This window comes from Citrobacter sp. Cpo037, assembly GCF_030332945.1.
Lineage (GTDB): Bacteria > Pseudomonadota > Gammaproteobacteria > Enterobacterales > Enterobacteriaceae > Citrobacter > Citrobacter portucalensis.
This window is the reverse complement of sequence record NZ_JAOWGW010000072.1, coordinates 111,495-126,869: the sequence shown is the minus strand read 5'-3', so window position 1 is coordinate 126,869 and position 15,375 is coordinate 111,495. Positions and strand designations below refer to the sequence as shown.

The 15,375-nt window shown below is 52.6% G+C and carries 11 protein-coding genes; 8 read left to right on the top strand and 3 right to left on the bottom strand.

The annotated features are described in order from the left end of the window. The first annotated feature begins 4 nt into the window (after positions 1-4). Complete coding sequence (locus tag OGX94_RS18285) at positions 5-64, top strand: type I toxin-antitoxin system Ibs family toxin (RefSeq protein ID WP_106672390.1); 60 nt, start codon at positions 5-7, stop codon at positions 62-64. A gap of 99 nt (positions 65-163) precedes the next feature. Here the strand turns inward: OGX94_RS18285 and yegD are convergent, their stop codons facing one another. Continuing rightward, a complete protein-coding gene (gene yegD, locus OGX94_RS18280; RefSeq protein ID WP_032943940.1) occupies positions 164-1,516 on the bottom strand; it encodes a molecular chaperone in 1,353 nt (450 codons plus the stop codon). A gap of 136 nt (positions 1,517-1,652) precedes the next feature. Between yegD and alkA the strand changes: the two genes are divergently transcribed. Next, positions 1,653-2,522 (top strand): DNA-3-methyladenine glycosylase 2, encoded by an 870-nt coding sequence (gene alkA, locus OGX94_RS18275; RefSeq protein ID WP_063940491.1) that lies wholly within the window; start codon positions 1,653-1,655, stop codon positions 2,520-2,522. Here the strand turns inward: alkA and OGX94_RS18270 are convergent. Beyond that, positions 2,490-5,819, bottom strand: a complete 3,330-nt coding sequence (locus OGX94_RS18270; protein ID WP_063940589.1) for a diguanylate cyclase — start codon at positions 5,817-5,819, stop codon at positions 2,490-2,492. The genes alkA and OGX94_RS18270 overlap by 33 nt on opposite strands. Before the next feature lie 315 nt (positions 5,820-6,134). On the opposite strand from OGX94_RS18270, the gene udk reads away from it, so the two are divergent. From udk to asmA, 3 genes are all read left to right on the top strand, one after another. Beyond that, positions 6,135-6,776, top strand: a complete 642-nt coding sequence (gene udk, locus OGX94_RS18265) for a uridine kinase (RefSeq protein ID WP_003036776.1) — start codon at positions 6,135-6,137, stop codon at positions 6,774-6,776. A 91-nt stretch (positions 6,777-6,867) separates the two neighbouring features. Further along, on the top strand, positions 6,868-7,449 hold the full coding sequence (gene dcd, locus OGX94_RS18260) for a dCTP deaminase (protein ID WP_003834269.1): 582 nt from the start codon (positions 6,868-6,870) through the stop codon (positions 7,447-7,449). A gap of 26 nt (positions 7,450-7,475) precedes the next feature. Beyond that, positions 7,476-9,329 carry an outer membrane assembly protein AsmA gene (gene asmA, locus OGX94_RS18255; protein ID WP_286569688.1) on the top strand — a complete coding sequence of 618 codons (1,854 nt, stop codon included), beginning with the start codon at positions 7,476-7,478 and terminating at the stop codon, positions 9,327-9,329. Positions 9,330-9,373: 44 nt separating this feature from the next. Here asmA and OGX94_RS18250 read toward each other — a convergent pair whose 3' ends face one another. Continuing rightward, positions 9,374-10,957, bottom strand: a complete 1,584-nt coding sequence (locus OGX94_RS18250) for a TerC family protein (RefSeq protein ID WP_032934495.1) — start codon at positions 10,955-10,957, stop codon at positions 9,374-9,376. A gap of 654 nt (positions 10,958-11,611) precedes the next feature. Here OGX94_RS18250 and OGX94_RS18245 point away from each other — a divergent pair. Genes OGX94_RS18245 through wzc form a run of 3 tightly spaced genes read left to right on the top strand, consistent with a single transcriptional unit; the run spans position 11,612 to position 15,365 of the window. Continuing rightward, complete coding sequence (locus OGX94_RS18245) at positions 11,612-12,751, top strand: polysaccharide export protein (protein ID WP_286569687.1); 1,140 nt, start codon at positions 11,612-11,614, stop codon at positions 12,749-12,751. Between the two features lie 5 nt (positions 12,752-12,756). Continuing rightward, positions 12,757-13,206: a low molecular weight protein-tyrosine-phosphatase Wzb gene (wzb, locus tag OGX94_RS18240; protein ID WP_003834265.1), complete on the top strand. Its 450-nt coding sequence runs from the start codon at positions 12,757-12,759 to the stop codon at positions 13,204-13,206. After that, positions 13,203-15,365, top strand: coding sequence for a tyrosine-protein kinase Wzc (wzc, locus tag OGX94_RS18235; RefSeq protein ID WP_257661830.1), 2,163 nt, complete (start codon positions 13,203-13,205; stop codon positions 15,363-15,365). Before wzb ends, wzc begins: the two co-directional genes overlap by 4 nt. Positions 15,366-15,375 lie beyond the last annotated feature (10 nt).

The following is a 15,375-nucleotide window of genomic DNA, read 5'->3' as shown; positions in this document are numbered from 1 at the left end:
GGTTATGATGAAGTACGTCATCATACTGGTGATACTCTTAGTCATTAGCTTACCGGCTTACTAAGACACCAGGGGGAGGGGAAACCCTCCCTAACCCTCACTCCTGAAAATAAGCCACAGCAAGGATGATGTCAATATGCACACTTTTCAGCATGCGAGCGGCTTAGCGGAAAACAACGTCAGCCCAGCGGGCCAGTCCGGCGGTAACTGAACCGAAATCATCGCCACCCGCGATAGGGATTCCGGGAAGCTGCTGGGCGAGGGCTTTTTTAATCAGCGGTGAACGCGCGCTGCCGCCGGTCAAATAAATCACGTCCGGTTTTTCCTGCGCGTTGTCCAGCGCCAGCTGGACCTGCTCCAGAATGCGCGCCAGGGGCTGATTGAGCGCGGCTTCCAGTCCGTGTTGATTGATATCGGTTGCCAGCGTGTCGCTGATAAACGGTATCGCCGCCGTTACAATGGTTTGGTCAGAAAGCGCGATTTTGCTCTCTTCTGCGCTGCGCACCAGGCGGTAGCTCAGACGCTCGCGCCAGACTTTAAGCAGCAGAGCGACTTTATCGGCTTCTCTTGCGTCGCGGACAAGATCGTTGAGCAATCGACCGTTGGCGCTGCTGTAGAAATCACTTTGCGCGGGAACGTCGTTGATTGCGACCGCGTTCCACCAGGGGAGAATCGGTAAGGCGATACCTTTTTCAGTCTCACCGCCCATACCCAGCAGCGGCATCAGGTGTTTAAACGCCAGCGCGATATCCAGATCGTTCCCGCCTACGCGGCAGCCACTGTGTCCCAGCAGGCTGTTTTCGCGATCGGCACGCTGATGCCATTGCGGCCCCATCAGCAGCAGTGAACAGTCGGTCGTCCCCCCGCCAATATCTACCACTAGCACGCGTTTTTCTTCCTGCAGCGTCGCTTCGTAATCCAGTCCCGCCGCTACCGGCTCGTACTGGAAGACGACATCCTGAAAACCGGCGCGTTTGGCCGCACGTTCAAGAATACCCTGCGCCTGGGTGTTGGCGTCATCCCCACCTAATCCCTGGAAGTTGATGGGCCGACCAATCACGGCCTGGGTGATAGCTTCCGGCAACTGGCTTTGCGCCTGGTTGCGAATGTGCAGCATCATTGCGCAGACCAGATCTTCAAACAGCGCAACCTGCTGCGGCTTCAGACCGCTGGCGCCCAAAAATGATTTTGGCGATTTAACGAAGTACACCTCTTCCGGGTCTTCAATATACTGACCCAGCGATGCCAGACCGAACTGCACGCTGTTGGCGTTAACGTCGATGTCTTCTTCGCGGTTGTAGCGCATCGCGCGGCGAAGCAGCGCCTGCGTTTCATCGTCCGTAGTTGGGATGTCGTGATGGCGATACAGCCACTCGCTAACCGCTTCGCGCGTTGGTGCGCACAACATTGAGGGTAGCAGCGTGCTGTTATTTTCCATTTTGAGCAGGTGAGGCTGCCCGTCACGCATAACGGCCACTGAACAGTTTGCCGTACCGTAGTCAAAACCAATAAACACCGTAAAAATCCCCATGCCAGTGAAGAAGGGGCGTGACTTTAACGAATAGTTGACGCCCCGACAACTGGAATATGAAAGCAAGGCGTACTGATTGAATACCGTTTATGCTGTAGGTTTGCGTAAAAAGGAAAACTGAATGTTCACGCTGAGCTGGCAACCGCCTTATGACTGGCCCTGGATGCTGGGGTTTCTTGCCGCCCGTGCGGTTGAAGGTGTCGAAACCGTAGGAAAGCTGGATTATGTCAGAAGCCTGTCCGTAGGGGGACATCGTGGTCTGGTGCGCGTTGTCCCGGATCTGCACGCCAACGTGCTACACGTGACATTGAGCACAGGGTTACAGCCGGTAGCTTCCGAGTGCCTGGCAAAAATAACGCGCTTGTTCGATCTTGGCTGTTGCCCGCAGCAAATTATCGCCGCGCTGGGTAGCCTCGGTGCGGCGCGTCCTGGACTGCGCCTGCCGGGATGTGTCGATGCGTTTGAGCAAGGGGTGCGGGCGATTTTAGGGCAGTTAGTCAGCGTATTGATGGCCGCGAAACTGACGGCGAAAGTGGCGCATGCTTACGGGGAAGCGCTGGAGGATGCACCCGAGTATGTGTGTTTTCCTACGCCGGAAGCGCTTGCCAATGCCGATCCGCTGCACCTGAAAGCGTTAGGAATGCCGCTCAAACGCGCTGAAGCGTTGATTCATCTGGCTCGCGCAATGCTTGAGGGAGCGCTCGCGACAACAACCCCTACCGATATCGAACAAGGCGTTAAGCAGCTACAAACGTTTCCCGGGATAGGACGCTGGACCGCCAACTACTTTGCACTGCGCGGCTGGCAGGCGAAGGACGTTTTTCTGCCGGATGATTATCTGATTAAGCAGCGTTTTCCCGGCATGACACCGGCCCAGATCCGACGGTATGCAGAGCGCTGGAAACCCTGGCGCTCCTATGCGCTGTTGCATATCTGGTATACGGATGGCTGGCAGCCGTCAGTTGATGGCGAAATTACTGGTATTCAGTAGCAGATCCAGCGGTTGGGCGTCGGCAATAATATCGCCATAAATCATATCAATACCGATGCCAGAAAGCGTATCCATGATGAGTGGCAACTGCACCGGGCCGGCGATAGTTTTTATGTCCAGGCGCTGGGCATGACCCTGGATAATGGACACCCACATTTCGTCGATCAGGTTGCCGGGAGCGCTGGCACTTAGCTCGCTGTCGAGCAACAGGTAATCGACAATGTGATATTTCAGGTTGTCAAAAAGCTCTAAATCGCGACCAACCTGACTTAACACAATTCGACAACCGTACTGACGCAGTCGATGCAGGGCGGATATCGCCTGCGTTGGGTTGGTTTTGATGACGCTTGCCGGAACGGTCAGATGCAGCAATCGCGGCGGTAGTGGACTGTGTTGCAAGTGCTCCAGCAGCTCATCGATAAGTTCTGTGTTGAGCAGGCCGGCGGCGGAAAGGGGCAGGGCAATACTGAGACCCTTGTTGGCGACGGCTGGGGCAGCATTCTGGAAGAACTCGCTAAATACCCGACGGTCAAGCGCCTTGCTTAACGCGGGATCGACCAGCCCGGCGCGGAAGGCTTGCTCCTCAATGGCTTCACCTTCAGCGGTGCCTAAGCGAAGCGAGAGAAGCCAGAAGCTAAACGTCTCCGGTATACGTGGGGAAGCCACACCTCTGGCGATCATCAGCATTGGGTTGTGCATAATGGTGTGTCTTTGCTCATCCAATGTCAGTTGACTACACGCGTCATGACCCTGGCTTTGCTGCGGTTCATAAACGCAGACGCGTCCACGCCCACTGTTTTTCGCCGCATAACAGGCAATATCGGCCTGAGACATCACATCGGTCGCGACATGGTTTTTCTCATCAATGAGCGTAATCCCTGCGCTGGCGCCAATACGGTGTAAGCGGCCTTCCCACATGAAGTGGTAATCATTAATGGCGCTGATGACGCGACCTGAAATAAAGCGGGCGCTTTCGATATTACAATCCGGTAGCAACAGACCAAACTCGTCGCCGCCCAGGCGCGCCAGCATATCGCTGGATCGCAACATGCTGAGCATAAGCGCTGAGAGTTCACGCAGCAGGGCATCGCCAGCGGCATGACCCGCGCTGTCGTTCACCGCTTTAAAACGATCCAAATCGATAAAAACCAGCACATGACGCTGGTGCGTATCGTGTACCGAATGCAGCAATTGTTTTAGATGGTTTTCGAAACTGACCCGGTTTGCCAACTGCGTCAGGTCATCATGCGAGGCGCTGTAGCTAAGCTGACGGAGCATCTTCCGTGACTCTGTGACGTCCTGAATAACCAACACTGAGCCAATGCTGCCGCCGTCGAGGGTGCTGAGAGACGTGATGCTGTACTGAATGTCATAACTGTTGCCGTTACGGCAATGCAGGACCACTTCCTGTTCGATTGCCGTACGCGACATGTCAGCACTGTAGATATTTTCCATCAGCGGACCGTTCTCGCCAAAAGTAATATGTAGTACCGTCAATAGCGGAATGCCGATGGCACTGTCCTGCTGCCAGCCGCTCATTTTCTCAGCGACCGGATTCATAAAGGTCACGTTCATATCGACATCAATACAAATCACCGCTTCGCCGATTGAATCCAGCGTAATGTGCAGGCGCTCTTTTTCTTGATACAGCGCTTCGTTAAGCTGCTTGACTTCGGTCATATCCATATTGATACCAAGCAAGCGTTCAACTTCACCGTCTTTATTCAGTACCCGGTTGGCCAACGAACGGATATGGCGTATGCCATCTTTTACCGCGATACGAAACTCAAGCTTAAACGGAGCCCGTGCGGCCAGTGAATCACGAATCACATTTTCGGCGTACTCACGATCTTCGGGTACCACGCACTCATACCAGACTTGCCAACTGGGCTTGATATGCGCAGGAACTTCGTAGAGATCGAACATCCGTTTATCCCAGCTGATCACGTCAGGCTGGAGTTCCCATTCCCAAATCCCAATCCCCCCGGCTTCATTGGCGAGGGTGATGCGCTCCATCAACCGTTTGTTGATCCATTCGGTATGCTTCAGGTCGTTAATGTCCTCAACCTGCGCAATAAAGTAGAGTGGGGTATTGTCGCTATGACGCACTAACGAAACCGCCAGCAACGCCCAGACGACGTCGCCTGCGCGGGTGTAATAGCGTTTTTCCATGGAATAGCTATTAATCTCTCCGCGTGCCAGCATGTTCAGCTGTTCAATGTCGTTGTTCAAATCTTCCGGCCAGGTCAATTGCTGGAAGGTCAGTGAACGTAACTCCTCCTGGCTATAGCCCAGAAACTGGCACAAGGCTTTATTGGCCTGTAACCATTGTCCCTCGGTACCGACTAAAGCCATGCCAATCGCGGAATATTCCATGGCGTTACGAAAGCGTGACTCGCTTTCTGAAATGTGCTTGCGTTCGGCTCGAAACGCGTACATCACCATGGTCATCATATTAGCGGGCAACAGGATCATCAAAAACGGCAACCAGGGGATGTCCGTCATCATGTTCGGTTTCGGGGTGTAAAGCAGCGAAGGGTCGGCAGCCAGCATCAGCGAAACCATCATCACGGTGCTGAGGAATATTAAAAACGCCTCCATACGCGGCAGACGGACAGCGCTCCACATCAGCAGGACAATAACGCAGGTAAATGGCCATGGAATGTACATCATGGACAGCCAACTGAGCGTTAAGGTCACCAGCAGGGTAATCAGGGTCTCAAGCAATAATCGCGGGTCGCGATGGCGCAACAGGTAATGTGGTTTAAACAGTAAACCTAACGGCACCAACGCCAGTGCGCCAATGGATTCTGACAGTACCCAAATGAGAAAGGTATTTAATGATGTGTCCTTCGGCAGCAACAACCACATCAATATGCCGCCCAACAGTGGCGGAACAACCGCGCTACCAAATGCCAGGCGCGCCCAGTCATTCAAATTTTGTAAGGGATTGTACCAGGGCAGCAGTTTACGCAATAACATTGCGCCAACAACAGCCTCAATAATGTTAATGACCGTATAGGAGAAATTAAGCGACTGTCCGGGGAAAAAAAGTAAAGAGGCGCCGATGCTACCGAATGAGCAAGCCAGCGCGATCCCTGGCCACATCTTTCCCGCGTGACGGTAAAAAGCCACCATCATGATAGAGGTTGGAAACCACAGCGGTGCAAGCTGTGCGCCGTAACGTGACAGTTCCAGCGAAAACAACGTAAAGATGAAAGCCACCAGACCTAAACTGGCCAGGCGCAGTAGAGGATGGGGTAAGGTAACTAAAACATGTTGGGATTGTTTACTCATTACCACTCTACCCAAATAGCCGTTGTCGCCCAGCAGAGATGCCGAACGCATCACATTTAATCTGGGATTATGCTAGTACAAACAATTTACAATTTATACGCCAGCTGCTCATAAATTAACACTCCCAAGCTATTAATTCCTAAGGCAGGTGAATAAATATAGCGGCTGTTCTAAATCTGACCATTTTAATTTGCGACAGGGACAGCATTGGTGCAGCCTGGGGTGGCATCGCGCCGCTGAAATCCCTATAATTGCCGCGTTTGGCGTTTCGGCGCCGCCCTTCCTTACATCCAGGTTAATCAGGTCGCTAAATTTATGACTGATCAGTCCCATCAGTGCGTCATTATCGGCATTGCCGGCGCATCGGCTTCCGGCAAGAGCCTTATTGCCAGTACTCTTTATCGCGAATTGCGTGAACAAGTCGGTGACGAACATATTGGCGTTATTCCCGAAGACAGCTATTACAAAGATCAAAGCCATCTGTCGATGGAAGAACGCGTAAAAACCAACTACGACCATCCGAACGCGATGGACCACAGCCTGCTGTTTCAACATCTGCAAACGCTGAAACGCGGCTCTGCCATTGAGCTGCCGGTTTATAGCTATGTTGAGCACACGCGTACGCAAGACACTATTCATATCGAACCGAAGAAAGTCATCATCCTGGAAGGCATTTTGCTGCTGACGGATGCGCGTTTGCGCGATGAGATGAACTTTTCTATTTTTGTTGATACGCCGCTGGATATTTGTCTGATGCGCCGTATCAAGCGCGATGTGAATGAACGTGGTCGTTCAATGGATTCGGTGATGGCGCAATACCAGAAAACCGTCCGCCCAATGTTCCTGCAATTTATTGAGCCTTCAAAACAATACGCCGACATCATTGTGCCGCGCGGGGGTAAAAACCGCATCGCCATCGATATTCTGAAGGCTAAAATCAGTCAGTTCTTTGAATAAGTTCAGCGAATTGTGTACCGTTCAGTGATAACCTGGTTCACCCTTAACGCACCTGGCATTAAGGGTTTGAAGCACGAAAGGAGAAAGTGCCATGCGTTTATGTGACCGAGATATTGAAGCCTGGTTGGATGAAGGTCGCCTGTCGATCACTCCACGCCCTCCTGTCGAGCGAATCAATGGCGCCACGGTAGATGTGCGTCTTGGCAACAAATTCCGTACGTTCCGCGGTCATACAGCGGCGTATATCGATTTGAGCGGACCGAAAGATGAAGTCAGCGCCGCGCTGGATCGCGTGATGAGTGATGAAATCGTCCTCAAGGACGGCGAGGCATTCTTCTTGCATCCGGGTGAGCTTGCGCTGGCAGTAACATTTGAATCTGTGACGCTGCCTTCCGATCTCGTCGGTTGGTTAGATGGCCGTTCTTCGCTGGCTCGTCTGGGACTGATGGTACACGTCACCGCACACCGTATCGATCCGGGCTGGTCTGGCTGTATCGTACTGGAGTTTTACAATTCCGGAAAATTACCCCTGGCTCTGCGTCCGGGCATGCCGATTGGCGCGTTAAGTTTCGAACCGCTTTCCGGTCCGGCAGCGCGGCCATACAACCGTCGTCAGGATGCGAAGTATCGCGACCAGCAGGGCGCCGTTGCCAGCCGGATCGATAAAGACTGAGTGTTTTTCAGTCCATTGGGGATAGCATGAGACGATTTCTGACGACGCTGATGATTCTTCTGGTCGTGCTGGTGGCCGGCTTTTCTGCGTTAGTACTGTTGGTTAATCCGAATGATTTCCGCGCGTATATGGTCAAGCAGGTTGCCGCACGTAGCGGATATCAGCTGCAGTTGGATGGCCCCCTGCGTTGGCACGTATGGCCGCAACTGAGTATCCTCTCAGGGCGAGTGGTGTTAACAGCTGAAGGCGCCAGCGAACCTCTGGTTCGTGCCGACAATATGCGTCTTGACGTTGCGTTATGGCCGCTGTTGAGCCACCAGCTCAGCGTGAAGCAGGTGATGCTCAAAGGCGCAGTGATTCAACTGACCCCGAAAACTGAGGCGGTGCGCGCTAAAGATGCGCCCGTTGCCCCAAAAGACAATATGTTCCCCGATCTGGCGGAAGACAAAGGGTGGTCGTTTGATATCGCCCGTTTGCGGGTTGCCGACAGTGTTCTGGTATTCCAGCATGAAGACGACGAACAAGTTACCGTTCGTGATATTCGTCTGGAGATGGAACAAGATAGCCAGCACCGCGGCACGTTTGATTTTTCCGGGCGTGTGAACCGCGATCAGCGCGATCTCGCGTTATCCTTTAACGGCACGGTCGATGCCTCCGATTATCCGCACAACTTATCTGCGAATATTGCGCAGTTAAGCTGGCAACTGCAGGGGGCCGATCTGCCGCCGCAGGGAATCAACGGTCAGGGACATCTTCAGGCGCAATGGCTGGAAGAGAAAAAACAGCTTTCGTTTAGCCAGATAAATTTGACCGCTAATGACTCTTCTTTCTCTGGGCAAGCGCATGTGGCCTTGTTGGAAAAACCGGAATGGGCCGTCGACCTAAAATTTGGCCAGCTCAATCTGGATAATCTGCTCGTACAACATGACGCAGCGGCGACAGCAAACGGTGACGTTCAGCAAGGTCAGAGTCAGCCAACGCTGGTGCGCCCCGTCATTGCTTCCCAGGTTGATGCCGTTTCGTATCAGGGACTCAAAGGCTTTTCGGCCGACATCGCTTTGCAGGCTGACAAAGTGCAGTGGCGGAAAATGGCGTTTGAGAATGTCTCGGCAAAAATAGACAACCGGTTCGGCTTACTGAACATTGCGCAGTTGCAGGGAAAAAGTGATGGCGGGCTGATCTCACTGCCCGGCACGCTGGATGCCAGAAAGGGAGAACCGCGAGCGGTCTTTCATCCGCGCCTGGAAGGTGTGGAAATTGGCACTATTTTGAAGGCCTTTGATTACCCCATCGCACTCACCGGCAAGCTGTCGCTGGCAGGGGATTTTTCCGGCTCAGATATTGATGCCCGGGCGTTTCGCCATAGCTGGCAAGGGCAGGCCCATGTCGAAATGAACGATACGCGAATGGAAGGGATGAACTTCCAGCAGATGATTCAACAGGCTGTAGAACGCAGCGGTGGGGATGTTAAATCTCAGCAAAACCTCGATAACGTGACCCGGTTGGATCATTTTGTAACCGATATGACGCTGGATAACGGAGAGGTGACGCTGGATAACATGGCAGGGGAGTCCGCGATGTTGGCGCTAACCGGCAAAGGAACGTTAGATCTGGTGAAGCAGAATTGCGACACGCTGTTTAACATTCGCGTGCTGGGCGGTTGGGATGGCGAAAGTAAGTTGATTAGTTTCCTGAAGGCCACCCCGGTTCCTCTCAGGGTCTATGGCCAGTGGCAATCACTGAACTACAGTCTGCAAGTTGATCAGCTTTTGCGTAAGCATCTGCAGGATGAAGCAAAACGTCGTCTGAATGACTGGGCAGATCGCAATAAAGATTCCCGCAACGGCAAAGATGTTAAAAAGTTGCTGGATAAGCTCTGATTCATATTGCCGGATGGTGGCTAATGCCCCATCCGGCTCGTGACTTACACCTCGTAATCCATCTCTTCTTCACCGTGTAGCGGTATCAGCTGGACCTTTTGCACGCGATGATTTTCCACCTGCAGGGTTTTTAGCCGATAGTCGCCAACCTGAACTTCCTCCCCGGTTTTCGGGATGCGCTGCAAATACTCCATTAACAGCCCGGCAATGGTGTGATACTCACGCTTTTCGTCTAACGGGATAGGGACGTACTGCACCAGGTCTTCCAGCGGCATATGTCCGTTAGCGGTCCACGAACCATCGGCGTTTTTCTGAATATCATGGCGGGCGTCGATTTCCTCTACCTCGTTTGGCAGATTGCCGGCGATGGTTTCCATCACATCACTCAGCGTCACAATCCCTTCGACGGAACCAAATTCATCGGCTACAAACGCGAAATGTGTGCGGGCATTACGGAACTGCTCAAGCGCCGGAAGCAGCGGCAGAGTTTCTGGGAACACCAATGGCTGGCGAATCAATACGCGCAGGTCGAGCGGCTCGCCGCGCAGAGACTGTTGCAGCAAATCGATGACATGCACCACGCCCAGCAGTTCCTCCTGCTCGTCTTCGCCAGTGACCACCAGACGCGTATGCTGGTTTTTTTCCAGTAAGGCGCGGATTTCTGCTTCGGGCGCATTGAGGTCGATATGTTCAATATCGTGGCGCGAGGTCATGATACTGCTGACGGTACGCTGATTGAAGTTCAGCACACGTTCAATCATCCGCCGCTCCTGAGGCGCAAAAATTTGACCTTCATGATGATCCGCCAGCATCGCCGCGGTTTCGGCATCCAGTTCAGCATCTTCTTTTTGCCCGCTCAGCAGTCGCATTACCGCCTCGGCGGTGCGCTGGCGCAGAGTATGGTTGGCTGAGAGGAAGCGACGACGGTTAAAGATAGCCAACTGGTTCAATGCTTCGATCATGACCGAGAAGCCGATGGCCGCGTACAGGTAACCTTTCGGGATATGGAAACCAAACCCTTCGGCCACCAGACTGAAACCAATCATCAGCAGGAAGCTCAGACACAGAATAACAATAGTTGGATGGCTGTTAACAAAGCGCGTTAGCGACTTGCTGGCCAGCAACATCAGGCTGATGGCAATAATGACTGCCGCCATCATCACCGCCAGGTGATCGACCATGCCAACAGCGGTAATGACGGAATCCAGAGAGAAGATGGCGTCCAGCACCACGATCTGCGCGACCACCCCCCAGAACTTAGCGCCTTTACGCTGGGTGGGGTTATCGCTGTCTTTCCCTTCCAGCCGTTCGTTGAGCTCCATAGTGGCTTTAAACAGCAGGAAGAAACCACCGAACAGCATGATCAGATCGCGGGCGCTGAAGCTGAGATCGCGAATGCTGAACAGCGGCGTGGTCAGCGTTACCAGCCAGGATATTGATGCCAGCAGCAGCAGGCGCATAACCATCGCCAGCAGTAGCCCGGTAATACGCGCCTTATCCCGCTGGGCAGGGGGCAATTTCTCCGCGAGGATGGCAATAAAAACAAGATTATCAATGCCAAGAACAAGTTCGATCACGATTAACGTGACCAGTCCGGCCCAGATTGACGGATCGGCAATCCATTCCATAGTAAATGCTATACCCATAGTTGTATGACAATTGTCACAATTCGATCATGGGTAAAACTGGCGAAAAATGCAATGGCGAGAAGGGATTTCTCTGTCGGTTATATCAGAACAGACGCAGGATAATAGCCTTAATGTAACTACAGGAAATGATTTTATTAATCTAAACATATTTAGGAAATATCGCAGGTGAAATATTTTTATATCAATACTGTCAATATCAATAAAATCCTAAAAATATATAAATCCGACGCTTAATATTAATCTTAAAAGCCAGGTATCGGCGGGTTGTTATCTTGCCTGATATTCGCATAGCTGCAACAATTCTTGCGGTAATAATCAAAAGATAAATATTTCCTCATCAATCAGTGGCGCCATTCCCGATGCGTTAACGCTGTAAATGTGATGAAAATAAAGGAGAAGATAAAAATTTAAATTAATCAGTGCATTGGTAGCTAGTGAAGCCAGGGGCGGTAGCGTGTCTGGTCGCCTGAAACAAGCCTAAATTATTCTGTCAAGAGACCGCAGATGAATACATTTTTTTAGGACTGATGCCAGTTAAATTCCATTTCAATTAACGGCAAGGTAAATACGTACAGGCGAAGTCGCTATTTAGATTGCATGTGATAAATACTCTGCCAAAGTGATAAATAATCAATGATGAAATCCAAACTTAAATTGATGCCAGTATTGGTATCGGTGATCTTGATAAACGGTTGTACCGTGCTTCCGGGCAGCAATATGTCTACGATGGGCAAAGATGTGATTAAACAGCAGGACGCTGATTTTGATATCGATCGCATGGTGAATGTTTATCCACTCACGCCACGGCTGGTCGAACAATTACGTCCTCGACCAAATGTTGCACAGCCTAATATGTCGCTGGACCAGGAGATTTCCGGATATCAGTACCGGGTCGGCCCGGGGGATGTCCTGAATGTGACAGTCTGGGACCATCCTGAACTCACCACGCCAGCCGGGCAGTACCGTAGCTCAAGCGATACCGGCAACTGGGTGCAGCCTGATGGCACCATGTTTTACCCCTACATCGGCAAAGTCAGCGTGGTAGGGAAAACGTTGGCAGAGATTCGTAGTGATATTACCGGGCGCTTAGCGAAGTACATTGCTGACCCGCAGGTGGACGTTAATATCGCCGCTTTCCGCTCGCAGAAGGCCTATGTCTCCGGGCAGGTGAACAAATCCGGCCAGCAGGCCATCACCAACTTACCGCTTACCGTTCTCGATGCCATTAACGCCGCTGGCGGTCTCACCGAGGCAGCAGACTGGCGCAACGTTGTGCTGACTCATAAAGGGCAGGAGCAACGTATTTCACTGCAAGCGCTGATGCAAAATGGCGACCTGAGCCAGAACCGTCTGCTCTATCCTGGCGACATTCTGTTTGTTCCGCGTAATGACGATCTGAAAGTCTTCGTAATGGGGGAAGTGAAAAAACAGAGCACCCTCAAAATGGACTTCAGCGGCATGACGCTTACCGAAGCGCTGGGCAATGCCGAAGGTATCGACCTGACCACCTCCAACGCCAGCGGTATTTTCGTTATTCGACCATTGAAAGGCGAGGGCGGGAACAACGGCAAGATCGCCAATATCTATCAGCTTGATATGTCGGATGCGACGTCGCTGGTGATGGCGACTTCATTCCGACTCCAGCCATACGATGTGGTGTACGTCACTACCGCGCCGGTTGCTCGCTGGAACCGTTTGATCAATCAGTTGCTGCCGACTATTAGCGGTGTTCGCTATATGACGGACACGGCCAGCGACCTTCACAACTGGTAATCATCATGTTTAACAAAATCTTAGTTGTCTGTGTGGGGAACATTTGTCGTTCCCCGACGGCAGAGCGCTTGTTAAGGCAATTTCATCCGGCGTTAACGGTCTCTTCTGCCGGTCTTGGGGCGTTGGTGGGGAAAGGCGCGGATCCGTGCGCCATTAGCGTGGCGCAGGCGCACAACTTGTCCCTGGATAATCATTGTGCCCGGCAGATCACGGGACGAATGTGCCGGGAGTATGACCTGATCCTGACCATGGAAAAGCGCCATATCTCTGCCCTGTGTGAAATGGTGCCGGAGATGCGCGGCAAAGTGATGCTTTTTGGGCACTGGGACAGCGAGCGCGAAATTCCCGATCCGTATCGTAAAAGCCGTGATTCGTTTGACGCGGTGTACGCATTACTTGAACGGTCTGCCCGCCAATGGGCTCAGGCACTGAACGCAGAGCAGGGAAAACAATGACAGAAAAAGTAAAACAGTCTGCTGCGCCGGTAACGGGCAATGATGAAATCGATATTGGTCGTCTGGTCGCAACGGTGGTGGAAGCCCGCTGGTGGGTTCTTGGCATTACCACGGCTTTTGCATTGTGCGCCGCGGTCTACACGCTGTTCGCCACACCCATCTACAGTGCGGACGCGCTGGTGCAAATTGAGCAAAATACCGGAAATTCACTGGTGCAGGATATTGGCTCGGCGTTGTCGAACAAACCGCCGGCCTCGGAAGCGGAAATTCAGCTCATCCAGTCGCGTCTGGTATTAGGGAAAACGGTAGACGATCTTAACCTCGATATCGCCGTTACCAAAGATACATTCCCTATTTTTGGCGCGGGCTGGGACCGGCTGATGGGGCGTCAGAACGAAACGGTTAATGTGACCACCTTCACGCTGCCAAAGGCAATGAATGAACAGACCTTCACGCTCAATGTGCTGAATGACACAAGCTATCAACTGGTGAGTGACGGGGGTTTTAGCGCCCGGGGGCAAGTCGGCAAGGTGTTGGAACACGATGGCGTGACAATGCTGGTTGAGGCGATTCATGCCAGCCCGGATAGCCAATTTACCGTCAGCAAATTCTCCACGCTGAGCATGATAAACACCCTGCAAAATAACCTGATGGTGACGGAAACGGGCAAAGACACCGGCGTATTGAGCCTGACCTTTACCGGCGAAGACCGCGAGCAAATCCGCCAGATCCTCGACAGTATTACCCGCAACTATCTGCAACAAAATGTGGAACGTAAATCCGAAGAGGCCGCCAAAAGTCTGGCGTTTCTGGCAAAGCAACTGCCTGAGGTGCGTAATCGGCTGGACGTTGCTGAAAACAAGCTGAACGCCTTTCGTCAGGATAAAGACTCCGTGGATTTGCCGCTGGAAGCCAAAGCGGTACTGGATTCGATGGTGAATATCGATGCGCAGTTGAATGAACTGACCTTCAAAGAAGCGGAGATTTCCAAGCTGTTCACCAAAGCGCATCCGGCGTACCGCACGCTGCTGGAAAAACGCCAGGCGCTGGAAGATGAGAAAAGTAAGCTGAACGGGCGCGTAACGGCGATGCCGAAAACGCAGCAGGAAATTGTTCGTCTGACGCGTGATGTGGAGTCCGGTCAGCAGGTCTATATGCAGTTGCTGAACAAGCAACAGGAACTGAAGATTACCGAGGCCAGTACGGTTGGCGATGTGCGCATTGTCGATCCCGCGATTGCCCAGCCTGGCGTGCTGAAGCCGAAAACGGCGCTGATTATTCTCGGCAGTATCATTCTCGGTTTGATGCTTTCCGTGGTGGGCGTACTGCTGCGTTCTCTGTTTAATCGCGGTATTGAAAGCCCGCAGGCACTGGAAGAGCATGGTATCAGCGTGTATGCCAGTATTCCGCTGTCCGAATGGCAAAAAGCACGTGATAACGTTCAGACCATTAAAGGTGTGAAACGCTACAAGCAAAGCCAGCTGTTGGCCGTGGGTAATCCAACCGATCTCGCCATAGAAGCGGTCCGCAGCCTGCGTACCAGCCTGCACTTTGCCATGATGCAGGCGCGTAACAACGTATTGATGCTGACCGGCGTCAGCCCGTCGATTGGCAAAACGTTTGTCTGCGCCAACCTGGCGGCAGTCATCAGCCAGACCAACAAACGCGTGCTGTTGATCGACTGCGATATGCGCAAAGGCTATACCCACGAACTGCTGGGTACCAATAACGTCAACGGCCTGTCTGAGATCCTGATTGGCAAGGGGGATATCTCATCCAGCGCCAAACCGACATCGATTCCGCATTTTGATCTGATCCCTCGCGGTCAAATCCCTCCCAATCCTTCCGAGCTGCTGATGAGCGAGCGTTTCGGCGAACTGATTGCCTGGGCCAGCTCGCACTATGACCTGGTGCTGATTGACACTCCACCAATTCTGGCGGTGACCGATGCGGCGATTGTTGGCCGTCATGTCGGCACCACGCTGATGGTGGCGCGTTATGCGGTCAACACGCTGAAAGAGGTGGAAACCAGCCTGAGTCGCTTCGAGCAAAATGGCATTCAGGTGAAAGGGGTGATCCTCAACTCGATCTTCCGTCGTGCCAGCGGGTATCAGGATTACGGCTACTACGAATACGAATACACGTCGGATGCGAAATAAATCACCAACC